Annotated in this window: 19 protein-coding genes; 12 read left to right on the forward strand and 7 right to left on the reverse strand. The window is 61.8% G+C overall.

What is annotated here, in order from left to right; all coding sequences use genetic code 11:
* Positions 1–111: 111 nt before the first annotated feature.
* Both H043_RS0114415 and fabF read left to right on the forward strand, forming a co-directional pair.
* Positions 112–909 (forward strand): SDR family oxidoreductase, encoded by a 798-nt coding sequence (locus H043_RS0114415; protein WP_027612447.1) that lies wholly within the window; start codon positions 112–114, stop codon positions 907–909.
* Between the two features lie 17 nt (positions 910–926).
* Entirely contained in the window at positions 927–2,201 is a 1,275-nt protein-coding gene (gene fabF / locus H043_RS0114420) for a beta-ketoacyl-ACP synthase II (protein WP_027612448.1), read from the forward strand.
* Here the strand turns inward: fabF and H043_RS0114425 are convergent.
* The 3 genes from H043_RS0114425 to eat form a co-directional block, all read right to left on the reverse strand.
* On the reverse strand, positions 2,198–2,755 hold the full coding sequence (locus H043_RS0114425) for a TetR/AcrR family transcriptional regulator (RefSeq protein WP_027612449.1): 558 nt from the start codon (positions 2,753–2,755) through the stop codon (positions 2,198–2,200). The two genes, fabF and H043_RS0114425, sit on opposite strands and share 4 nt — an antisense overlap.
* 159 nt (positions 2,756–2,914) lie before the next feature.
* On the reverse strand, positions 2,915–3,082 hold the full coding sequence (locus H043_RS29795) for a DUF2897 family protein (protein WP_003226857.1): 168 nt from the start codon (positions 3,080–3,082) through the stop codon (positions 2,915–2,917).
* 127 nt (positions 3,083–3,209) lie between these two features.
* Positions 3,210–4,574 carry an ethanolamine permease gene (gene eat / locus H043_RS0114435; protein ID WP_027612450.1) on the reverse strand — a complete coding sequence of 455 codons (1,365 nt, stop codon included), beginning with the start codon at positions 4,572–4,574 and terminating at the stop codon, positions 3,210–3,212.
* A gap of 399 nt (positions 4,575–4,973) precedes the next feature.
* Between eat and kdpF the strand changes: the two genes are divergently transcribed.
* The 6 genes from kdpF to H043_RS0114465 all read left to right on the forward strand — a co-directional run bounded on the left by kdpF (position 4,974) and on the right by H043_RS0114465 (position 13,046).
* Positions 4,974–5,063 carry a K(+)-transporting ATPase subunit F gene (kdpF, locus tag H043_RS29135; RefSeq protein WP_007963673.1) on the forward strand — a complete coding sequence of 30 codons (90 nt, stop codon included), beginning with the start codon at positions 4,974–4,976 and terminating at the stop codon, positions 5,061–5,063.
* Positions 5,064–5,071: 8 nt separating this feature from the next.
* Positions 5,072–6,766 (forward strand): potassium-transporting ATPase subunit KdpA, encoded by a 1,695-nt coding sequence (kdpA, locus tag H043_RS0114445; RefSeq protein WP_027612451.1) that lies wholly within the window; start codon positions 5,072–5,074, stop codon positions 6,764–6,766.
* Between the two features lie 10 nt (positions 6,767–6,776).
* The gene (kdpB, locus tag H043_RS0114450; protein WP_049827884.1) at positions 6,777–8,840 is read left to right on the forward strand and encodes a potassium-transporting ATPase subunit KdpB; all 2,064 of its coding nucleotides are present in this window, start codon (positions 6,777–6,779) and stop codon (positions 8,838–8,840) included.
* A 131-nt stretch (positions 8,841–8,971) separates the two neighbouring features.
* Positions 8,972–9,517, forward strand: coding sequence for a potassium-transporting ATPase subunit KdpC (gene kdpC, locus H043_RS0114455; RefSeq protein WP_027612453.1), 546 nt, complete (start codon positions 8,972–8,974; stop codon positions 9,515–9,517).
* A gap of 130 nt (positions 9,518–9,647) precedes the next feature.
* Positions 9,648–12,299 carry a sensor histidine kinase KdpD gene (locus tag H043_RS0114460; protein WP_027612454.1) on the forward strand — a complete coding sequence of 884 codons (2,652 nt, stop codon included), beginning with the start codon at positions 9,648–9,650 and terminating at the stop codon, positions 12,297–12,299.
* Positions 12,300–12,347: 48 nt separating this feature from the next.
* Positions 12,348–13,046 carry a response regulator gene (locus tag H043_RS0114465; RefSeq protein WP_007963684.1) on the forward strand — a complete coding sequence of 233 codons (699 nt, stop codon included), beginning with the start codon at positions 12,348–12,350 and terminating at the stop codon, positions 13,044–13,046.
* Between the two features lie 143 nt (positions 13,047–13,189).
* Here the strand turns inward: H043_RS0114465 and H043_RS0114470 are convergent, their stop codons facing one another.
* The gene (locus H043_RS0114470) at positions 13,190–14,236 is read right to left on the reverse strand and encodes a patatin-like phospholipase family protein (RefSeq protein WP_027612455.1); all 1,047 of its coding nucleotides are present in this window, start codon (positions 14,234–14,236) and stop codon (positions 13,190–13,192) included.
* Positions 14,237–14,452: 216 nt separating this feature from the next.
* On the opposite strand from H043_RS0114470, the gene H043_RS0114475 reads away from it, so the two are divergent.
* The 3 genes from H043_RS0114475 (at position 14,453) to H043_RS0114485 (ending at position 16,600) form a co-directional block, all read left to right on the forward strand.
* A complete protein-coding gene (locus tag H043_RS0114475) occupies positions 14,453–14,731 on the forward strand; it encodes a hypothetical protein (RefSeq protein WP_007963692.1) in 279 nt (92 codons plus the stop codon).
* A gap of 79 nt (positions 14,732–14,810) precedes the next feature.
* Positions 14,811–15,578 (forward strand): CHAD domain-containing protein, encoded by a 768-nt coding sequence (locus H043_RS0114480; RefSeq protein WP_027612456.1) that lies wholly within the window; start codon positions 14,811–14,813, stop codon positions 15,576–15,578.
* Between the two features lie 227 nt (positions 15,579–15,805).
* The gene (locus H043_RS0114485; protein WP_027612457.1) at positions 15,806–16,600 is read left to right on the forward strand and encodes an acyl-CoA thioesterase II; all 795 of its coding nucleotides are present in this window, start codon (positions 15,806–15,808) and stop codon (positions 16,598–16,600) included.
* Positions 16,601–16,605: 5 nt separating this feature from the next.
* On the opposite strand, the gene H043_RS0114490 is transcribed toward H043_RS0114485, so the two are convergent.
* The 3 genes from H043_RS0114490 to H043_RS0114500 all read right to left on the reverse strand — a co-directional run bounded on the left by H043_RS0114490 (position 16,606) and on the right by H043_RS0114500 (position 19,686).
* Complete coding sequence (locus H043_RS0114490; RefSeq protein ID WP_027612458.1) at positions 16,606–16,971, reverse strand: Mpo1-like protein; 366 nt, start codon at positions 16,969–16,971, stop codon at positions 16,606–16,608.
* A gap of 212 nt (positions 16,972–17,183) precedes the next feature.
* Positions 17,184–18,665: a methyl-accepting chemotaxis protein gene (locus H043_RS0114495; protein WP_027612459.1), complete on the reverse strand. Its 1,482-nt coding sequence runs from the start codon at positions 18,663–18,665 to the stop codon at positions 17,184–17,186.
* Positions 18,666–18,879: 214 nt separating this feature from the next.
* A complete protein-coding gene (locus H043_RS0114500) occupies positions 18,880–19,686 on the reverse strand; it encodes a TatD family hydrolase (RefSeq protein ID WP_027612460.1) in 807 nt (268 codons plus the stop codon).
* A 235-nt stretch (positions 19,687–19,921) separates the two neighbouring features.
* Between H043_RS0114500 and H043_RS0114505 the strand changes: the two genes are divergently transcribed.
* Positions 19,922–21,343, forward strand: coding sequence for a transglycosylase SLT domain-containing protein (locus tag H043_RS0114505; RefSeq protein WP_027612461.1), 1,422 nt, complete (start codon positions 19,922–19,924; stop codon positions 21,341–21,343).
* The last annotated feature ends 77 nt before the right edge of the window (positions 21,344–21,420 follow it).

Raw genomic sequence — 21,420 nt, forward strand, 5'->3', positions numbered from 1 at the left:
GAAAATTATGGGTATCATATTGTCTTTGGATTATGCCTATAATAATTTCCGTCACCTCCAGGCCAGTGAGCGTTGGAGGCCTATCTCCCAATATGTTTCAGGAGCGCTCTCATGAGTTCAGTCCAGTCTCAAGGTACCGCTGTCGTCACTGGCGCATCGTCCGGTATCGGTGCCATCTACGCGCAGCGGCTGGCAGCGCGTGGTTTTGATTTGCTGTTGGTGGCACGTGATCAACAGCGTCTGGAAACCGCTGCGAACCAGTTGCGCGAGGCCCACGGTGTAAAGGTCGAGGTGCTCAAGGCCGACCTGATGCAAAAGAACGATGTCCTCAAACTCCAGCAACGCCTGCGCAGTGATTCGAGCATCAGCCTGTTGGTGAATAACGCAGGGGTCGCAGCCGATGGTTTGCTGGCCAATTCCGACGCCGAGCAACTGGAGCGTCTGATCCAATTGAACGTCACCGCCGTGACGTTGCTGGCCTCGGCAGCCGCCGCCAGTTTCGCCAAGGCTGGACGCGGCACGATCATCAATATCGCCTCGGTGGTGGCGCTGTTTCCAGAACGTTTCAATGCCACCTACAGCGCGAGTAAAGCCTACGTGTTGAGCCTGACTCAGTCGCTCAACGCCGAGCTTGAAGGCACTGGCGTGAAGGTGCAAGCGGTGCTGCCTGGCGTTACCCGCACCGAAATCTGGGAGCGTTCCGGTATCGACGCCAGCGGCATTCCGGCGGAGATGGTGATGGAGGCCGGCGAGATGGTCGATGCGGCGCTCGCCGGTCTGGATCAGGGCGAGTTGATTACCATCCCTTCGTTGCCGGATGAGGGGGAGTGGCAGGCATTTGTCCGTGCACGGCATGTCATGGCACCGAATCTGTCGCGCAGTTCGGCGGCTGAACGCTACAAAAATTGATCAGAGGTAACTGCGGTATGAGTCAGCGTCGAATTGTTGTCACCGGTATGGGCCTGGTTTCGCCTTTGGGGAGTGATCTCGAGATTGTCTGGCAGCGTTTGCTCGCCGGGCGCTCGGGCTTGCGCAATTTGCCGGAGGCGGTGAGCGCAGATCTGCCGACCCGGGTCGCCGGGATGGTGCCAACGGCGGCGGAGGACGTCGAGGCCGGTTTCGATCCGGACCTTGCCACGCCACCCAAGGAACAGAAAAAGATGGATCGCTTCATCCTGTTTGCCATGGAAGCAGCACGGCAGGCGTTGGCGCAAGCGGGATGGCAGCCGTCCGAGGCCAAGGAACAGGAGCGCACCGCGACGATCATCGGCTCCGGTGTTGGCGGGTTCGGTGCAATCGCCGACGCCGTACGCACGACCGACAGTCGCGGTCCTCGGCGTTTGTCACCGTTTACCATTCCGTCGTTTCTGGTCAATCTCGCGGCAGGCCACGTGTCCATTCAACACGGCCTCAAAGGTCCTTTGGGCGCGCCGGTGACGGCGTGCGCTGCGGGTGTTCAAGCGATTGGCGATGCGGCGCGATTGATCCGCGCCGGTGAAGCGGATATTGCCGTGTGTGGCGGCGCGGAAGCTTGCATCGACCGCGTCAGTCTTGCCGGTTTTGCGGCAGCTCGGGCACTGTCGAGCGGTTACAACGACACACCGGAGCGCGCGTCTCGGCCGTTCGACAGCGGTCGTGATGGTTTCGTGATGGGCGAGGGCGCCGGTCTGCTGGTGATCGAATCGCTGGAGCACGCGCTGGCACGCGGTGCGCAGCCGTTGGCTGAGCTGGTCGGTTATGGCACCACTGCCGACGCCTATCACCTCACTGCCGGACCGGAAGATGGCAGCGGTGCGCGACGGGCGATGCAGTTGGCGTTGGCTCAGGCGGGTGTTGCGCCGGAGCAGGTGCAGCATCTGAATGCGCATGCGACCTCAACGCCGGTGGGCGATCTTGGTGAGTTGGCAGCGATCAAGGCGCTGTTCGGTACGGAGAATAAAATCGCCGTGACTTCAACCAAATCCGCCACCGGGCATTTGCTCGGCGCTGCCGGCGGACTGGAAGCGATCTTCACCCTGTTGGCCATCCGCGATCAGGTCGTCCCGCCGACGCTCAACTTCGAAAATCCGGATCCGGCGAGTGCGGGTGTAGACATCGTTCATGGTCAGGCACGGTCGATGCCGATCGTGTATGCCCTGTCCAACGGTTTCGGTTTCGGCGGGGTAAACGCCAGTGTGCTGTTCAAGCGTTGGCAGGCTTAGTCCTGCGATTGCTTGAGGTGGTCGCGAGTGACGTCGAGGATGCGCTGGGCAAGCTCGGCGTCAGCGACACTGCGTGACAGCAAGAGCGCGCCGACCAGCGTCGACATGATGACGATGGCCCGGTCGGCGCTGTTGTCGCCCTCAAGAGTGCCTTCGATTTGACTCAGTCGGGCATTGAGTACCGCATCACTGGTCGGGCTCGGCTGGCCGCGCAGACCCAGCTCTGACGAAATGGTCAGCAGCGGACAGCCTTCGTGCGGGGAGGTCTGATGCCATTCGGACAGGTAGGTGTCGATAAACGTCTGCAGCGGCTGTTCCTGAGCAAAGATCTCGGCGCACAGGCCATCGACTTGAGCGCTCGCCTCCTGCAAGGCTTTTTCGACCAGTTCGTCCTTGGATTTGAAGTGCGAATAAAAGCCGCCGTGGGTCAGCCCCAGCGCTTTCATCAGCGGTTGCAGGCCTGTGGCACCAATGCCGTCTTTGCGAAATCGCGCCGAGGCTTCCTTGATGATCCGCTGATGGGTTTGAGCTTTATGATCTTGCGAGTAACGCATGTGGAACTCTCCGCAACAAGACCACCATATTAACCAAGGTAAATGACATGGTGACTGTACTTCTACTTCTTAAAAGCGCGCCGCTGAGTCCAATACGATCCGTGGAGTTAATACTCCGCACAAAAAACAAACCCCGCCGATTCAGGCGGGGTTCTTCGTTCAGCGATCCTGCGCGTCTTTGATGTCCGCTTCGGCGTTACGCTGTGCAACGCGTTTGCGTTCTTCATCGGTCAGTTCAACCTTGTTGGCGGTGTCGCGCAGCATCATCAATCCGCCAACGATCGAGCCGATTGCAACGACCAGAATCAACCAGGCATACCAGGGCATAACGGCTCTCCTTAATGGCAGCTCGGCGGGCGAGGGTTTCGCCAGCGACGCTGCATACCACTTTGAGCGAAGTGAGTTCGCAGTGGTTCCATTCTAGGCCGGTTAAGCCCGGTGTACCCGAAATCCCTCAGCGGCCGGTCAGCATCGCATCGGCCGGAGCGTCAGCGCGCAGTTGCCCGGTCAGCAGGAAGTAGCCGAAGCCGACCGCCATGAAGCCAAGGAAAATCAGCCCGATCAGTGCATTGAACCAGGCCATGGCGATCAGACACACCACCGCCAGCACCAGTGCGATCAGCGGAATCAGCGGATAGCACGGCGCACGGAAAGTCCGCTCGAGATTGGGTTCGGTTTTGCGCAGCTTGAACAGGCTGAGCATGCTCATGATGTACATCACGATCGCGCCGAACACGGCCATGGTGATCATCGCCGCAGTGAGGGTCATGCCGCCGAGGTTGATCAAACCATCGCTGTAGATCGCGGCGATGCCGATGATGCCGCCGGCAATGATCGCGCGGTGCGGGGTCTGGAAGCGCGAGAGTTTCGCCAGCGACGCCGGCAGGTAACCGGCGCGGGCGAGGGCAAAGAACTGCCGCGAGTAGCCGAGGATGATCCCGTGGAAACTCGCCACCAGCCCGAACAGGCCGATCCACACCAGCATGTGCAGCCAGCCGGAGTTGTCGCCGACCACGGTTTTCATCGCCTGCGGTAGCGGATCGTTGATGTTCGCCAGGGTGCGCCAGTCACCGACGCCGCCGGCAAAGAACATCACGCCCATCGCCAGCAACACCAGGGTCAGGATCCCGCTGATGTAGGCCTTGGGGATCGTGCGCTTCGGATCCTTGGCTTCTTCGGCAGCCATCGCCGCGCCTTCGATGGCGAGGAAAAACCAGATCGCAAACGGAATCGCGGCGAACATCCCGGCAATCGCTGGCGGCCCGAACACATCGGAACCGGCCCAGCCATTCAGGGCAAAGCTACTGAAGCTGAACGCCGGTGCGACCACACCCATGAACACCAGCAATTCGATCACCGCCAGCACGCAGACGATCAGTTCGAACGTCGCGGCCAGTTTCACCCCGAGGATGTTCAAAGTCATGAACACGATATAGGCGCCGACTGCCGCATGTTTCGGATCGAGCGCCGGAAACTGCACATTCAGATAAGCGCCAATTGCCAAAGCAATCGCCGGAGGTGCGAAAACGAATTCGATCAGCGTGGCCAGCCCGGCGATCAGCCCGCCTTTCTCACCGAACGCACGACGGCTGTAAGCGAACGGCCCGCCGGCATGGGGAATCGCCGTGGTCAGTTCAGTGAAGCTGAAGATGAAACAGGTGTACATCGTGGCGACCATGAACGAGGTCACCAGAAAACCCAGCGTGCCTGCCACGCCCCAGCCGTAACTCCAGCCGAAATACTCGCCGGAAATCACCAGCCCGACGGCGATGCCCCACAGGTGCAAGGTGCCCAGCGTGGGTTTGAGTTGTGTGTTCATGCGCATGCTCCCGGAACGGTTTGGAAAGCTCGGGGGAGGGCGTGTGCAGTGGGCGTGCCATTGCTGGGAGTCAGGTCGTAATGCGCTGAAAGCTGTCGTATCGGGGATGTTCGCGGCTGGATGAGCGTTTTTTGTGCGCCAGTTGGGTGCGATGTTGTCGGTTATGCCGTCTTCGCGAGCAAGCTCGCTCCCACAGGGGAATGCATTTCAAAATGTGGGAGCGAGCCTGCTCGCGAAGAGGCTAGCCCATACGGCGCAAAACCCCGCTGTAACGCGAGCATAAACCCACTCTTTACGCTTTCTTTATACCCAGCTAACTCCCTCGGTCTCGTTCCTTTACAGCCTCTTTTCCGACAATGCCTCCACACGCGGCAATACGCCGTAAAACGGAGATCTTCCATGAGCGTTCTGGACGGGGTGTCCCTGCTGTTGGCAGCCGGGCTGTTCATTTATCTGTTGGTTGCGCTGTTGCGCGCGGACCGGAACTAGGAGCGGCTATGCACAGTTATGACTATTGGCTGATCCTCGCGTTTTTTGCGGTGGTCTTGCTGCCGGCGCCGTTCCTCGGGCGCTTTTACTACAAGGTTATGGAAGGTCAGCGCACCTGGCTGACGCCGATTCTCGGCCCGGTCGAGCGCGGTTGCTATCGAATTGCCGGGGTTGATCCGCAGGCTGAACAAAGCTGGCAGAAGTACACGCTGGCCTTGCTCGCGTTTAACCTCGCCGGTTTCCTGCTGCTGTTCGCGATCCTGTTGTTTCAGGATCACCTGCCGCTGAACCCGCAAAACCTGCCGGGCCAGGAGTGGACTCAGGCGTTCAACACCGCGGTCAGCTTCATGACCAACACCAACTGGCAGTCCTACAGCGGTGAAGCGACCCTCAGCTACCTGAGTCAGATGGTCGGCCTTACCGTGCAGAACTTCGTCAGTGCCGCCACCGGTCTCGCCGTGCTGGTTGCGTTGTGCCGTGGCATCGGTCGCAAGTCAACCAAGACTCTGGGCAACTTCTGGGTCGACATGACCCGCGCCACCCTCTATGGCCTGCTGCCGCTGTGCCTGCTGCTGGCGCTGTACCTGGTGTGGCAGGGCGTACCGCAGACCTTCGCGCAATACGTCAATGCCGTCACCATGCAGGGTGTCGATCAAGTGATCCCGCTCGGCCCGGCGGCCAGCCAGATTGCGATCAAGCAACTGGGCACCAACGGCGGTGGCTTCTTCGGTGTGAACTCGGCGCATCCGTTTGAGAACCCGACCGCGTGGAGCAACCTGTTCGAACTCGCGTCGATCATCCTGATTCCGGTAGCGCTGGTGTTCACCTTCGGTCATTACGTGAAAGACCAGCGTCAGAGCCGCGCGATCATCGCCTGCATGCTGGCGCTGTTCCTGATCGGCGGCGCGACTTCGCTGTGGGCCGAATATCAGCCCAACCCGGCGCTGAACAATGTTGCTGTCGAACAGACCGCGCCGCTGGAAGGCAAGGAAGCGCGCTTCGGCACCACCGCCACTGTGCTGTGGTCGGTGACCACCACCGCAGCATCGAACGGTTCGGTCAACGGCATGCATGACAGCCTCAACCCGCTTAGCGGCATGGTCGCGCTGGTGAACATGATGGTCGGCGAAGTGATCTTCGGCGGCGTCGGTGCCGGGCTCTACGGCATGTTGCTCAACGTGCTGATTGCGGTGTTCCTCGCCGGTCTGATGATTGGCCGCACACCGGAATACCTCGGCAAGAAATTGCAGGCGCGGGAAGTGCAATTGCTGGTGGTGACCTTGCTGGTGATGCCGGTGGGCGTGCTGGTACTCGGCGCGATCGCCGCTGCTCTGCCTGGCCCCGCTGCGACCATCAGCAACCCCGGCCCGCACGGTTTCAGCCAGTTGCTGTACGCCTATACCTCGGCCAGCGCGAACAATGGTTCGGCGTTTGGTGGCTTGAGTGCCAACACACCGTTCCACAACCTGATGCTCGGTCTGGGCATGTTGATCGGTCGCTTCGGTTACATCCTGCCGGTTCTGGCCCTGGCCGGCAGCCTGGCGATGAAGAAAACCGCACCGATCGGCCAGAACAGCTTCCCGACCCACGGCCCGCTGTTCGTGACCCTGTTGACCGTGACCATTTTGCTGGTGGGCGGCCTGACCTTCCTGCCGACCCTGGCGCTCGGTCCGATTGCTGAACACTTGAGCATGGGCTTCTAAGGAATCGATCATGAATATGCATGTTCCTGCAAAACCTGCGGTGCCGACCCAGTCGGCAGAAGCACCGAAAACCGCGATCTCGGCCCTGTGGCGTCCGGCGCTGGTGCAAGCCTTCGTCAAGCTCGACCCGCGCCAACTGGTGCGTTCGCCGGTGATGCTGGTGGTCGAACTGACGGCGATTTTCACCACCGTGCTGTGCTTCATCCCGGACAACGTCGTGCCGACTTTCGTCGCCGCGCAGATTGCTCTGTGGCTGTGGTTCACCGTGCTGTTCGCCAACTTCGCCGAGGCCTTGGCCGAAGGTCGCGGCAAGGCCCGCGCCGACAGCCTCAAGGCCGGCAGCGAAGGCCTCAGCGCGCGGCGCAAACTGGCCAATGGCAGCTTTCAGGTGGTACCCGCCGCCAGCCTGCGCAAAGGCGACGTGGTGCGCGTCGAAGCGGGGGAGATGATCCCCGGTGACGGCGAAGTCATCGAAGGCATTGCGGCGGTCAACGAAGCGGCGATCACCGGTGAATCGGCGCCAGTGATTCGCGAGTCCGGCGGCGATCGCTCCGCGGTTACCGGCAACACGCGTCTGGTGTCCGACTGGCTGCTGGTGAAGATCACCGCCAACCCCGGTGAATCGACCCTCGACCGTATGATCGCGCTGGTCGAAGGCGCCAAACGCCAGAAGACCCCGAACGAAGTCGCGCTGGATATCCTGCTGATCGGCCTGACCCTGATCTTCCTGCTGGTGGTGGTGACCCTGCAGCCGTTCGCCCATTTCGCCAACGGCAACCTGCCGCTGGTGTTTCTGGTGGCGCTGCTGGTCACGCTGATTCCGACCACCATCGGTGGCCTGTTGTCCGCCATCGGTATTGCCGGGATGGATCGACTGGTACGCCTGAACGTGATCGCCAAGTCCGGGCGCGCCGTGGAGGCGGCCGGTGACGTGCACGTGTTGCTGCTGGACAAGACCGGCACCATCACCTTCGGTAACCGCCGTTGCAGCGCGGTGTATGCGGCGCCGGGCGTGAGTGGTCGCGAGTTGGCCGAAGGCGCGTTGTTTGCCTCGCTGGCGGACGAAACCGCCGAAGGCAAATCCATCGTCGAGTACCTGCGCGGTCTGCATCCGCAAACCGAGCCGGCACTGGATACGTTGACTGCCGTGCCGTTCAGTGCGGAAACCCGCTTGTCCGGTGTCGACTATCAGGGCCGCGTGTATCGCAAGGGCGCAGTCGATTCGCTGCTGTCGTTCCTCGGCCAACAACGCTCCGATCTGGCCCCGGCGCTGTCGCGGGAAATCGACAAGATTGCCCAGAGCGGCGGTACGCCGTTGCTGGTCTGCGCCGACGGCAAGCTGCTCGGTGCGATCCATCTCAAGGACGTGGTCAAGCCAGGCATTCGCGAGCGTTTTGCCGAGCTGCGCAAACTGGGGATTCGCACGGTGATGGTCACCGGCGACAACCCGTTGACCGCTGCGGCCATCGCGGCTGAAGCGGGCGTCGATGACGTGCTGGCCGAAGCAACCCCGGAGAAAAAACTGGCGCGCATCCGTCTTGAGCAGAACGACGGTCGTCTGGTCGCCATGTGCGGCGACGGCGCCAACGACGCCCCGGCGCTGGCACAGGCTGACGTCGGCATGGCGATGAACGACGGCACGCAAGCCGCACGCGAAGCCGCCAACATGGTCGACCTCGACAGCGACCCGACCAAGCTGCTGGACGTGGTGCAGATCGGCAAGGAATTGCTGGTGACCCGTGGTGCGCTGACGACGTTTTCCATCGCCAACGACGTGGCCAAATACTTCGCGATTCTGCCGGCGCTGTTCGCCGCGATCTATCCGCAACTGGGCGTGCTGAACATCATGCACTTGACCAGTCCGCAGAGCGCGATCCTCTCGGCGATCGTCTTCAACGCCTTGATCATCGTCGTGCTGATTCCACTGGCATTGCGTGGCGTACGCGTACAGGCAGCGAGTGCCGCGGCACTGCTGCGGCGCAACCTGCTGATCTACGGACTGGGCGGGATTCTGGTGCCGTTCGTGGGGATCAAGGCGATCGACATGCTGCTCACGGCTTTGCATTTGGTGTGATCCATTCGCGAGCAGGCTCGCTCCCACATTTGCAATGCGGCCTCCTGTGGGAGCCAGCCTGCTGGCGATGAAGTCGACTCGGTCCACCTGAATTAACGCGGTATCCGCTTTCTGAATTCGAGGATTTTGCAATGTCCACAATGATACGTCCGGCCCTGAGCCTGCTGGTGCTGATGACCCTGGTCACCGGCGTGGCCTATCCACTGGTGGTGACCGGCGTTGCGCAGGTCGCTTTCCCTGAACAGGCCAATGGCAGCCTGGTGCACGACGCCGATGGCAAGGTGCGCGGCTCGTCGTTGATCGCCCAGGATTTCGTCGGTGATGCGTGGTTTCATCCGCGTCCTTCGGCGGGCGCCTTCGCGACCGTTTCCAGCAGCGCCAGCAACCTCGCACCGAGCAATCCGGCGCTGGCCACTCGGGTAATCGACGACGCCAACAAGTTGCAGGTGCCCGGCCAGGGGCCGGTGCCCTTGGCGTTGCTGACCACCTCCGGCAGCGGCCTCGATCCGCACTTGCCACCGGCGGCAATTGCCTATCAACTGGCGCGTGTCGCGCAAGCGCGCAACCTGCCTATGTCGACTTTGCAGCAACTGCTCGATGCGCACATCGAACAGCCGCTGGTGGGGCCGCCGGTGGTAAATGTGCTGGAGCTGAACATGGCACTGGAAAAACTCTGAACCGGCGGCGCGGCCATTCGCGAGCAGGCTCGCTCCCACAGGAATACGTGTTCCAAATTTGGGAGCGAGCCTGCTCGCGAAGAGGACCGAAAGAACACCGCATAACTATCTGGAAGAGAGAACATCAAGCATGAGCGACTCCGGCCGCGCCGACGCGCTGTTAGCAGACCTGCCCCGCGACGGCCGTGGCCGGCTGAAGATTTTCCTCGGCGCCGCCCCCGGGGTCGGCAAGACCTACGCCATGCTCCAGGCTGCGCACACGCAATTGCGCCAAGGCGTGAAAATCATTGCCGGTGTCGTCGAAACCCATGGCCGTGCAGAAACCGAAGCGCTGCTCGGCGGTTTGCCGCAGCAGCCGCTGGTACGCTCGGAATACCGTGGCGTGATGCTCGAAGAAATGGACCTCGACGGCCTGCTCGCGGCCAAACCCAAGCTGGTGCTGGTGGACGAACTGGCGCACACCAACGCCCCCGGCAGCCGACATGCCAAGCGCTGGCAGGATATTCAGGAACTGCTCGCCGCCGGCATCGACGTCTACACCACAGTCAACGTCCAGCACCTGGAAAGTCTCAACGATCAGGTGCGTGGCATCACCGGTGTGCAAGTGCGCGAAACCCTGCCGGACTGGGTGCTGCAGGAAGCCTACGAACTGCTGCTGATCGACCTGCCGCCGCGTGAATTGCTGGAGCGTCTGCGCGAAGGCAAGGTCTACGTGCCGGAGCAGGCGCGGGCGGCGATCGATGCGTTTTTCACCCAGACCAACCTTACCGCGTTGCGCGAGCTGGCGATGCAAACGGCGGCCGCGCAGGTTGATAACGATCTCGCGCAAGGCTATCGCCAACTTGGTCAGGCAGCTCCGGCGGTGCGCGGGCGTTTGCTGGTCGGCGTCGATGGCGATGCGCATGCCGAACGCCTGGTGCGTCACGCCAGCCGCGTGGCCCAGCGTCGGCATTTGCCGTGGAGTCTGGTGCATGTCGACAACGGCACAGTGCGCGACGAGCAATCGCGCCTGCGCCTGCAAAACGCCCAGCAACTGGCTGAACGCCTCGGCGGTGAGGTGGTGTTGTTGCGCGCCGGCGAAGTGGCGAAAACCCTGATCCAGCATGCCGCCGAACGCCGGGCGAGTCTGCTGCTGGTCGGCCAATCGCGGCCGAGTCTGCGCCGTCGCCTGTTCGGTGGCGGGCTCGCCGCGCGTTTGCTGCGCCAGGCCCACGGCCTGGAAATCAACGTCCTCGACAACGACCATGAACACCCGCAATCGCGCCTGCGAACGACGCCGACGCTGGTCTGGTTCGACTATCTGTTGGCGCTGGTTGCCACGCTGTTGGCCAGTGCCCTGGCATGGGCGGTATCGAGTATTTTGCCGCTGCCAAATATCTCGCTGGTGTTCCTCGCGGCGGTGCTGCTGGTGGCGGTGCGCAGCAGTCTGGGCCCGGCGCTGGCCTGCGCGGTGTTGTCGTTTCTGACTTACGACTTCCTGTTCATTCCGCCGAATTTTTCCTTCGCCATTCAGCGCGAAGAAGACGTTTTGACCTTGCTGTTCTTCCTGCTGATGGCGGCGCTCACCGGCAATCTCGCGGCGCGTCAGCGGCGGCAGTTGCAGGCGTTGCGCGACACGCAGGAAGAGACCACGGAGCTGCTCGATCTGTCGCGCAAACTGACTGCGGCGACGGATCGTCAGGCGGTGATCAGCGCTGCTGCGCAGCACCTCAACGGCTGGAGCGATCTGCAATTGTGCCTGCTCAACCGCGACGGCCAGGGCGGCTGGAAAGTCGAGACCGGCGGGCCTCTGGAATTCAGCGAATCGGAACGCGCCGCCGCCGACTGGGCCTGGCAACACGATCAACCGGCCGGCATGGGCACCGGCACGCTGCCGTTCGGTCGCTGGTGGTGGTGGCCGCTGTCGGTGGAGGACGGGCCGCTGGCGCTGCTCGGGGTCTGCGCCAAAGAAGGCCAGACCTTGAGCGGACAGCGTCGACGCTTGCTCACTGCCTTGAGTCAGCCACTGGCTCAGGCACTGGCCCGTGCGCAACTGGCGGACGATCTGGAAGCTGCGCGCCTGCACGGCGAAACCGAGCAATTGCGCAGTGCGCTGCTGGCCTCGGTATCGCATGATCTGCGCACACCGCTGACCGCCATGCGCGGCAGCATCGACAGTCTGCTGGCCCTCGGCGAAGCGATTCCGCTGGAGGATCGCCGCGAGTTGCTCGAAGGCACCCGCGACGAAGCCGAACGCCTCGATCGCTATATTCAGAACCTGCTGGACATGACCCGCCTCGGCCACGGTGCATTGAAGCTCGCGCGCGACTGGGTAGCGCCGGCGGACATCGTCGGCAGTTCGCTAAATCGCCTGCGTGCGGTGCTTGCGCCGTTGCAGGTCAGCACCGACGTGCCGTCCGAGTTGCCGCTGCTGTTCGTGCATGCGGCGCTGATCGAGCAGGCGCTGGTCAATGTGCTGGAAAACGCCGCACGCTTCTCGCCGGTTCACGGTCGTTTGCAATTGAGTGCTGGTGCCAATAACGAAGAGATCTTCTTTACAGTCAGCGATGAGGGGCCGGGGATTCCCGAGGACGAGCGAGCGAAAATTTTCGACATGTTCTACACCGCCGCGCGTGGCGATCGCGGCGGGCAGGGCACCGGTCTGGGTCTGGCGATCTGTCAGAGCATGGTCGGCGCGCATGGCGGCCGGATCAGCGTCGCCGACGGCATCGACGGGCGCGGCACCAGCATCACCCTGCACCTGCCGTTGCAGACGCAACCGGGGATGGACAATGAAGCCTGATCGCGACTGCGCTACTCTCTTGCCAATCTTTTGTGGTGATGTGAATTCATGAGCCAGACCGCGACCATTTTGGTCATCGATGACGAACCGCAGATCCGTAAATTCCTGCGCATCAGCCTCGCCTCACAAGGCTACAAAGTGCTCGAGGCCGGCACCGGCGCCGAGGGGCTGGCCCAAGCGGCGCTGAACAAACCCGACCTGCTGGTGCTCGACCTCGGCCTGCCGGACATGGACGGCCAGCAGGTGCTGCGCGAGTTTCGCGAGTGGGCCACCGCGCCGGTGCTGGTGCTTTCGGTGCGGGCCAGCGAAGGGCAGAAAGTCCAAGCGCTGGATGGCGGCGCCAATGACTACGTGACCAAGCCGTTCGGCATTCAGGAATTCCTCGCCCGGGTCCGTGCGCTGTTGCGTCAGGCACCGGCCGGCGAGGCCCAGCAAGCAGCGCTGACGTTCGGCCCATTGACCGTGGATCTGGCCTATCGACGAGTGCTGCTCGACGGTGCCGAAGTGGCGCTGACTCGCAAGGAATACGCAGTGTTGGCGCAACTGGCACGGCATCCGGGCCGGGTGATCACCCAGCAGCAATTGCTCAAGGACATCTGGGGGCCGACGCATACCGAGGACAGTCACTACTTGCGGATTGTGGTCGGGCATTTGCGTCAGAAGCTGGCGGATGATCCGACCCGGCCGCGGTTTATTGTGACGGAGGCGGGGGTTGGGTATCGGCTGTTGAGTGAGAACAGCCTGTAGGTTTTGGGGTGGCTGAGCTGACGCCTTCGCGAGCAAGCCCGCTCCCACAGGGTTCTTCGGTGTGATTGAAATTTTGTGTTTCACCCCGGCCACTGTGGGAGCTGGCTTGCCAGCGATGAGGCCCTGACAGTCAGCCGAGAACTTCAGGGCTCTCTACTCTGCTCACTCTCATACCGATCCAGCGTATCCCGCGCAATTTCCCGTCCCAGCGCGATCAGTTCCGGCGCCTTGTAGAATTCGAAAAACCGGCACACGCGCTTCGGCACGTTGATCAGGATGTCCGGCGGATAGCCGGCGATCTTGTACTGCGCCAACGAGGTCTGCATCACCTCGAAACTCTGGTTGATCAGGTCCAGCAGTGACGCCGGCCCGACGTTGTCGATGATGAAAGAACCGGTGGCGGACTTCGGTGCGCCTTCGCGCTCAGGGGCGGCTGCCGGTTGCTGACTTTCCGGTTCGCTGCCTTCCAGCCACGGGTTGATGTCGGCGGCTTCGGCGCGCAGCGCTTCCTGTTCCAGCAACAGCAATTGCTCGGCCTGCTTGCGGCGGAACGGCATCTTCGAACCCAGCGAACTGAGCAAACTGTCGAAGCGCGAACGAAACGCTGGCGGGCGCTGGATCACCGGCAATTTGTAGTGGCGCTGGTTGGTCGCGTTGAGGTTGACCGCGATGATCAGGTCGCAGTGGCTGGACACCACCGGCACGATCGGCAACGGGTTGAGAATGCCGCCGTCCACCAGCATCCGGTTGCCCTGCATCACCGGGGTGAACAGGCTGGGAATCGCCGCCGAGGCGCGCATTGCCTGATGCAGACAGCCTTCCTGAAACCAGATTTCCTGCTGGTTGGTGAGGTCGGCGGCGACGGCGGTGTAGGGAATGCGCAGGTCTTCGATATTGATCTCGCCGACGATCTTGCGGATCTGCCCGAAGACCTTTTCGCCACGAATTGCGCCGAGGCGAAAACTCACATCTACCAGCCGCAGCACATCCAGATAGTCGAGGGTTTCGATCCAGGTGCGGTACTCGTCAAGTTTGCCCGCCGCATAGATCCCGCCGACCACCGCGCCCATCGAACAACCGGCAATGCAGGCAATGTCGTAACCGCGTCTTTCGATCTCCTCAATGACCCCGATATGGGCATAGCCCCGGGCGCCACCGGAGCCCAGCACCAGTGCGACACGCTTTTTCATCAAACTTCCTCCCGACAAGGCTCCACAATGCACCCTTCGGGGGGCGGGCGACAATCGGCAGGGTCGCTGGAGACGGCAGGAGCGTCGTTTTTTCGATACTCCGTGACCGCTCGGCGCTATGCTTTGGTCGCCGCAGATTCATGGGGCGCCAAGGCACTTTTCCCGCGCCGCAACGTCTTACCTGCACGACTGTTGACCTATTTTGAGGTGTGAGTGATGAAAGCCTGGATCTGTGTGCCGTTGATCGCGCTGGCATTGGCCGGTTGCGCGGGCAAGACTGCTTATCGGGACAGCTGTGGCAGTCAGCTGGATGCGGCGTGGCATGAACTGGACCTGGCCAAGGCCGAAGGTTTCGCCGGCACGGTCAGCTACTCCAAGGCGCTGTCGTTGCTGACGGCTGCCAAGACTCAGCAGCAATTCGAAGGCTTTGAAGGCTGCAGCAACAAGGCCGAGAAAGCCCGTTTCTATATTCGCGAATCCCGCGCCGGACGCTAAGCTGCTGACCTGACGCAAGGATGCGTCTGCCTTGCAGCGGCAGACTGGTCTTTCAAGCCATTTGAATCAGGAGCAAGCGATGTCTGGGTTGGTTGACCGGTTGGTGGCTCATGTCCTGAGCCTGGAAGTGCGGCTGCTGGCCTGTCAGGCGCGCCTGACTGCGCGGACCGACCCCGAGGCGCTGCACGACTTGCGCACCACGGTACGGCGCTTGCGCAGCCTGTTGCGACCCTTGCGTGGTTTGCCCGGAGTCGAGCAACTGGAGGGCGCGGCGTCGGCAGTTGGTCAATTGACCACACCGTGGCGTGATCGCGAGGTGTTGGCGGCGTATCTGCTCAAGCATGATCAACCGCAAGCGGCGCAGCGGCGCATGGCGCAAATGGACGAAGCCTATCCAACATTGGCGGCGAGCGCCGAAGTGGCTTCGCTGCTGATTATCCTCGATGCCTTCCCGCGATTCCTGCGTGCTTCCGAGCGCCAGGGCCTGCTCAAGGGCCTGGGCAAACGCATCGAAAAACGCCTGCACAAACAATGGAAGAAACTCGACGAGGCGCTGCACGATCCGGCCCACGACCGCCATCGTCTGCGCTTGCTGATCAAGCGCGTGCGTTATGGCATCGAAGCCTATCCGGAACTCGATCGCCTGCCTGAGCCGGCGCTGGCGCGGTTGAAGTCGGCGCAGGGCGCGCTGGGTGACTGGCACGATTGCTGGCAGTGGCTGGCGCGGGCCGAACTGGAAAGCGATCTGCAACCGTGCGTCGCGACCTGGCAGGCGGGCCTGATCAAGGCAGAAGCCAAGGCCGATCGGGTGCTCGACAAACTCAGCACTGCCTGCTTCAAATCCTGAATTCTCCATAGAACCTTTGTGGGAGCGGGCTTGCTCGCGAAAGCGGTGTATCAGTAGACAGATCGGTGACTGACACACCGCTTTCGCGAGCAAGCCCGCTCCCACATTCGATTATCTTCCTGACCTTAAGGCCTTTCTGTCAGTCCATTTGACCGGAATAGACGCTGCGGCGCTCTGCCATGCTGGTTAAGATCGCTGCATCCCTTTTTTCGCTTGCCGAGGTTGTCATGCGCTTTTCCGATCTGATCGAGGCGGTCCGTCGCCAGCCAGAAGTGACCATTCCCGCCGAGTGGGGTCAGGGGCGAGCCAGTTTTGGTGGCCTGGTGGCGGCGCTGCAATACGAGACCATGCGCGCGAATGTGCCGGCGGATCGCCCGGTGCGTTCGTTGGCGATCACTTTTGTCGGCCCGGTCGAGCCGGAAATTCCGGTGCGTTTCGAAGTTGACGTGTTGCGCGAAGGTAAAGCGGTCAGCCAGGTGCTGGGTCGGGCTGTGCAGAACGGTCAGGTGGTGACAATTGTGCAGGGCAGCTTCGGCGCTTCGCGACCTTCGGAAGTGGCCGTTGCCGCCTATCCGGCAGCCGAAATGAAACACTGGGACGAATGCCAGGAGTTGCCCTACATCAAGGGCGTGACCCCGGAATTCATGCGGCATCTGGCGATGCGCTGGAGTGTCGGCGGCATGCCGTTCACCGGCAACACATCGCGGCAGATGGGCGGCTGGGTACGTTTGCGTGGGGACGTCAAGGAAGAACCGGTCAATGAGGCGCATCTGCTGGCGCTGGTGGATGCCTGGCCACCGGCCTTGTTGCCGTACCTGAAGAAACCGGCACCGGGCAGCACGCTGACCTGGACCATCGAATTCGTGCAACCGCTACGCGACCTGAGCACGCTGGACTGGTGCAAATACCTGGCAGACATCGAATACGCCGCCGACGGCTACGGCCATGTCGCCGCCAAGCTGTGGAGCGCGGAGGGGGAGTTGATCGCCATGAGTCGGCAGACTGTGACGATTTTTGCCTGAATCATTCAATGCCGACGGTGGCGCTCCCGCCAGGCGCGCCACCAGCCGCCGCTGAGGAAAAACCGCGGAAAGGTCAGGAACTGCTCGACCAGCAAGCGTGACACGGCATCTTTACGATCACTGAACGGCTCGGAGGCTTGCGCCTCCAGGCTGTGGCCGTGGCGCTGCAGACCCAGCGCCGCGACGATACCGATCACACCGATGGCAATACTGGCCAGACTCAGGCTGAACACGCCGGACACTATCAGCAGAAATGCAACGATGAACAGCGGCACGGCAATCAGGTGCAACACCAGATTGGTCGGGTGCTGGTGATTGTTCGGGTACGCGCGCCATTGCCACGCGGGAAGATTGGGGTGACGTTTGCCCATGTTGACTACTCCTCGATCCATGTTGAACACATGCTTGAAGAATAGGCCGGGGCGGGTGGGGCGGCGAATCAAGGTTGGCTATGGTGGTGATAGGCGTCATCGCCGGATTCGATATTGACCCGGCTGGCGCCTTCGCGAGCAGGCTCGCTCCCACAGGAGATCTGCGGTGTACACCGAACCCTGTGGGAGCGAGCTTGCTCGCGAAGGCGCCGTCAGAGTTTTAGTTGACCGATGGCCTTGCTCAATTCCCCGGCCAACGTTGCCAACTCATTGCTGGTGGTCGCTGAATCCACGGTCTGCTGCACGGTGTTTTCGGTCACATCACGAATGCTCACCACCGCCCGATTCATCTCTTCCGCGACCTGACTCTGCTGCTCGGCCGCCACCGCAATCTGCGTGTTGCTCTCGCGCATCTGCGCCACCGCGCCAGTGATTTCCGCCAGCGCCTCGCCAGCCTCCTGCGCCTGCTGCACGCAGTCGTCGGCCTTGTACGAACTCTCCTGCATGAAGTCCACAGCATCGCGGGTGCCGGCCTGCAGCGCTGAGACCATGGTGGTGATTTCATCGGTGGAGGTCTGCACGCGCTTGGCGAGATTGCGCACCTCGTCGGCGACCACCGCAAAACCGCGGCCCATCTCGCCGGCACGGGCCGCTTCGATGGCGGCGTTCAGCGCCAGCAGATTGGTCTGTTCGGCGATGCTGTGGATCACACTGACTACGCCGTTGATCTTCTGGCTGTCTTCGGCCAGGCGCTGGATCATTTCGGCAGTCTGCTGCACACCGCTGGAGAGTCCGGCAATCGACTGTTGCACGCGGCTGACCACTTGCTGGCCACTGCCGGCCAGACCATCGGCGGTCTGCGACAGGTCGCGGGTGGCACCGGCGTGCTGGGCGATGTGGTAAACCGTGGCGGTCATTTCATTGATCGCAGTGGCGGCCTGATCGGTTTCGCTCTGTTGACCGAGCATGCCGTGGCGCACTTCGTTCATGCTTGCTGCCAGACGCGCAGCGCCGACGTCGAGTTGCCGCGCGGTGTTGGCGACGGTGGTGACCACGCGCTGATAACCGGCCTGCATCGCGTTGAACGCATTGGCCATTTGCCCGACTTCGTCCTTGCAGGCCAGCGGCACGCGGGCCGAGAGGTCACCACTCTTCTCTACATGCAGCATCACGTCTTTCAAGGTGTTGAGCTGACTGAGCAGGAAGCGGATCAGCAACTGCGAAGCGCCGAGCATGGCCAGCATCAGGATGAACACCGCCACCGCGTAGTTGGCAAAGCGTTCATTGAACACTTGCGCCAGGCTCGGGCCATAGGCGATGACCGCGACTTGCTCGCCGTCGCCACGACTGAACACTTCGGCGCCCAGCAGCGGGTTGTTGCCGAACAGCGGCAGATGGTTGATCTCGTTCCAGCCGTTGCTGTCGCTGATCTCCAGCACCGGTTGATCGTTGAGGCGCGGCGCTTCACCGCGTTTGAAGGTCAGTACCTGATCGGCCTTGGGCAACGCCTGCCCGGTCGGCCAGGCCTTGAGCAATTGTGCCTGGGCTTGCGCGGAGGTTTTCGACGCGTGACTGCGTGCCTGCTGCTCAAGCTGCACGGCATACAGCACCAGCAGCAGGGTGGTGACGAAAGCGACCGCATTGACCGCCCAGAATTTGTATTTCAGCGAGATATTGCTAAGCCAGGCACCCATGGAGGTCTTCTCTGATAGCGGAAACAGTTTTGGCAAGGTGCCATCATTGTGCCGCTATGCAGATCTGAAGATCTTGATACAGGTCAACAGGTTCTACGCTGAGCCCCTTTGTGGGAGCGGGCTTGCTCGCGAATGCGGTGTGTCATTCAGCTCATTTCTGCCTGATACACCGCTTTCGCGAGCAAGCCCGCTCCCACAGGGGGATTCTGGCGTGTCAGGGCAGGGCGGGGAGGTTGAAGAACGCGCGGGCACACGCCGTTGTGTGCGCAGCCAGATCTTCCTCGGTCTCGCCCCGATGCAGCGCCACTTCGCGCAGCACCTCGGTCAGATACGCCGGTTCATTGCGGCCGTTCTTCGGCTTTGGGCGCAAGGTGCGAGGCAACAGGTACGGCGCGTCGCTTTCGAGCATCAGTCGTCCGCGCTTGATCTCCTTGACCAGCGGGTGCAGATGCGTGCCCCGGCGCTCGTCGCAGATCCAGCCGGTGATGCCGATGTGCAGGTCCAGATCGAGGTAACTGAACAGGGCTTTTTGCTCGCCGGTAAAGCAGTGCACCACGGTGGCGGGCAGTTGATCGCGGAAGTCCCTGAGGATTTCCAGCAGACGCTGACTGGCATCCCGCTCATGCAGGAACACCGGCAATTGCAGTTCTACCGCCAGCGCCAGATGTTCTTCGAGGACTTTTTCCTGTTGCGGGCGCGGCGAGAAATCACGGTTGAAATCCAGTCCGCATTCACCCACGGCGACCACGTTTGGCTCTTGCAGCAGACTGCGCAAACGACGCGCGCTGTCAGCGTTCCAGTCACTGGCCGAATGCGGGTGAATGCCAGCGGTGGCAAACAGCCGCTGGCCGCTTTGATCCAGTTGCCGGCAGAGCTCCAGCGCCTGTTCGCTACCCTCGACGCTGGTGCCGGTCAGCACCAGTTGGCAGACCCCGGCAGCGTAGGCGCGGTCGAGCACGGCCTGATGTTTTTCGGCGAAACTGGGGTTGGTCAGGTTGACGCCGATATCGATGAGTTGCATGGTTCTACCTCGGGCCGAAGGCCGGAAAGCATACCAGAGCTGTAGATTTATAAGAAAAGCCAAGAACTACAACGAGTTATAGCTGTCTTTTGATGCCGTGACGTAGCCCGGGTTGGCAGAAAAGCCATCACTGTGCCAGTCTCTCGCACTTTGCCAGCGCTCCAGGCGCTCTGTTTTCGTCGGTGATTTCGACCGTTCAGCGGTGAAATCACCCCGTATTCTTTCCGGAGAGTGGATGCATCGTCCCTCGGTTTTGCTCCTGTTGTGCGCGTCACTGCTGCTGCCGATAACGGCGGTTGCGCGCTTGCCCGGGCCACAGCAAGCCGTGCCGGCCGCCAAGGTTCGTGACCTGTCGGAGATCCGCAGCAGTCGAGTGTTGCGCGTGCTGGTCAATCAGAGTCGCAACAGTTCCGGTGAAGTCCAGGGTCAGGCCATCGGCGTCGAATACCATCGCCTGCGCGCCTTCGAGCAATACCTCAATGGCCACGCCCGCGATGGTCAGGAAATTACCCTCAAGATCATTCCCAAAGCCAAGGATCAACTGCTCGGCGCGTTGCAGCGTGGTGAAGGAGATCTGGTCGCGCCCGGCGAGCTGCTTGATCTGCAACCCGGCCACGCGGTTGCCAGCAGTGAGCCGATCGCCAGCAACGTGCCGCTGGTGCTGGTCGGCATCAAGGGCGAGCGCCGTTACACCAAGGTCGAGCAGCTTTCCGGCAAAACCCTGGCGTTGCCCACCGGCAGTGCGGCGGGGGAGGCGGTCAGCCAGCTCAATCAGAAACTGGCGTTGCACAAACTGGCGCCGATCAAGATCGAATGGGTCGATCCGACGCTGGCGGTCGAGGACGTGCTGGAGATGGTGCAGGGCGGGATTTTCCACCTGACCGTCGTCGAGCAACCGATCGCCGAGCGTTGGGGCAAGATCCTGCCCAAGCTGCGTTTCGACCGACAATTGATGATCAGCGAGCCGGGTGAGGAATACTGGTTCGTGCGCCGTGATGCCTCGATGCTGCGGGCGAGCATCGATCGTTTCCTGGTCGGCTACAGGAAGCCGGCGAACGAGGATGCAGAGTTTCTGCGGATTTATCGACGGCTCTATCAAGTGCATTATCCGTTGGCCAAGGCTGACCGCCAGCGTCTGGAGAAACTGCGCCCGACCCTGCAAAAACACGCCGACGCGCAAAGCATGGACTGGCTGAATCTGGCGGCGCTGGCCTTCAAGGAGTCAGCCCTGCAACCCAGCGCCCGCAGCGGCAGTGGCCCGACCGGGTTGATGCAGATTACCCCGTCCGCAGCGCAGCGGGTCGGTGTGAGCAACATCCAGAATCTCGATGCGAATGTGCAGGCCGGGGCCAAGTACCTGGCGATGATTCGCCGCAAGTTTTTCAACAGTCCGAAACTCAATGAGCGCGAGCGCATGGCGTTCACCCTGGCGGCCTACAACATCGGCCCGGAGCGGGTGCAGGGCATGCGCGCCGAGGCACGCCGGCGCGGGCTGAATCCGAACCAGTGGTTCTTTCAGGTCGAGCGCATCGCCATGGAGCAGGTGGGCATGGGCCCCGTCAGCTATGTTAATAGCGTGAACAAGTATTATCTGGCGTTCGACCGGGAGCGGGAGTCGCTGGAGCCCCGGGGACAGAAAGTCGCTTCACGGAAATGATCTAATAATTTGATTGTAATGGCGGAATAATTGCGCTTTTAACATGAATTTAACTGATTAATATAGCGGCCAATCCC

Origin of the sequence: Pseudomonas sp. URIL14HWK12:I6 (genome assembly GCF_000514195.1) — a bacterium.
Classification (GTDB): domain Bacteria; phylum Pseudomonadota; class Gammaproteobacteria; order Pseudomonadales; family Pseudomonadaceae; genus Aquipseudomonas; species Aquipseudomonas putida_A.

Coding starts and splice junctions, on each gene's coding strand:
- fabF (WP_027612448.1), top strand. CDS start 927: ATGAGTCAGCGTCGAATTGTTGTCACCGGTATGGGCCTGGTTTCGCCT.
- H043_RS0114500 (WP_027612460.1), bottom strand. CDS start 19,686: ATGCAACTCATCGATATCGGCGTCAACCTGACCAACCCCAGTTTCGCC.
- kdpF (WP_007963673.1), top strand. CDS start 4,974: ATGAGCGTTCTGGACGGGGTGTCCCTGCTGTTGGCAGCCGGGCTGTTC.
- H043_RS0114465 (WP_007963684.1), top strand. CDS start 12,348: ATGAGCCAGACCGCGACCATTTTGGTCATCGATGACGAACCGCAGATC.
- eat (WP_027612450.1), bottom strand. CDS start 4,574: ATGAACACACAACTCAAACCCACGCTGGGCACCTTGCACCTGTGGGGC.
- H043_RS0114425 (WP_027612449.1), bottom strand. CDS start 2,755: ATGCGTTACTCGCAAGATCATAAAGCTCAAACCCATCAGCGGATCATC.
- H043_RS0114480 (WP_027612456.1), top strand. CDS start 14,811: ATGTCTGGGTTGGTTGACCGGTTGGTGGCTCATGTCCTGAGCCTGGAA.
- H043_RS0114485 (WP_027612457.1), top strand. CDS start 15,806: ATGCGCTTTTCCGATCTGATCGAGGCGGTCCGTCGCCAGCCAGAAGTG.
- H043_RS0114415 (WP_027612447.1), top strand. CDS start 112: ATGAGTTCAGTCCAGTCTCAAGGTACCGCTGTCGTCACTGGCGCATCG.
- H043_RS0114495 (WP_027612459.1), bottom strand. CDS start 18,665: ATGGGTGCCTGGCTTAGCAATATCTCGCTGAAATACAAATTCTGGGCG.
- H043_RS0114475 (WP_007963692.1), top strand. CDS start 14,453: ATGAAAGCCTGGATCTGTGTGCCGTTGATCGCGCTGGCATTGGCCGGT.
- H043_RS0114505 (WP_027612461.1), top strand. CDS start 19,922: ATGCATCGTCCCTCGGTTTTGCTCCTGTTGTGCGCGTCACTGCTGCTG.
- H043_RS0114470 (WP_027612455.1), bottom strand. CDS start 14,236: ATGAAAAAGCGTGTCGCACTGGTGCTGGGCTCCGGTGGCGCCCGGGGC.
- H043_RS0114490 (WP_027612458.1), bottom strand. CDS start 16,971: ATGGGCAAACGTCACCCCAATCTTCCCGCGTGGCAATGGCGCGCGTAC.
- kdpB (WP_049827884.1), top strand. CDS start 6,777: ATGAATATGCATGTTCCTGCAAAACCTGCGGTGCCGACCCAGTCGGCA.
- H043_RS0114460 (WP_027612454.1), top strand. CDS start 9,648: ATGAGCGACTCCGGCCGCGCCGACGCGCTGTTAGCAGACCTGCCCCGC.
- kdpC (WP_027612453.1), top strand. CDS start 8,972: ATGTCCACAATGATACGTCCGGCCCTGAGCCTGCTGGTGCTGATGACC.
- kdpA (WP_027612451.1), top strand. CDS start 5,072: ATGCACAGTTATGACTATTGGCTGATCCTCGCGTTTTTTGCGGTGGTC.
- H043_RS29795 (WP_003226857.1), bottom strand. CDS start 3,082: ATGCCCTGGTATGCCTGGTTGATTCTGGTCGTTGCAATCGGCTCGATC.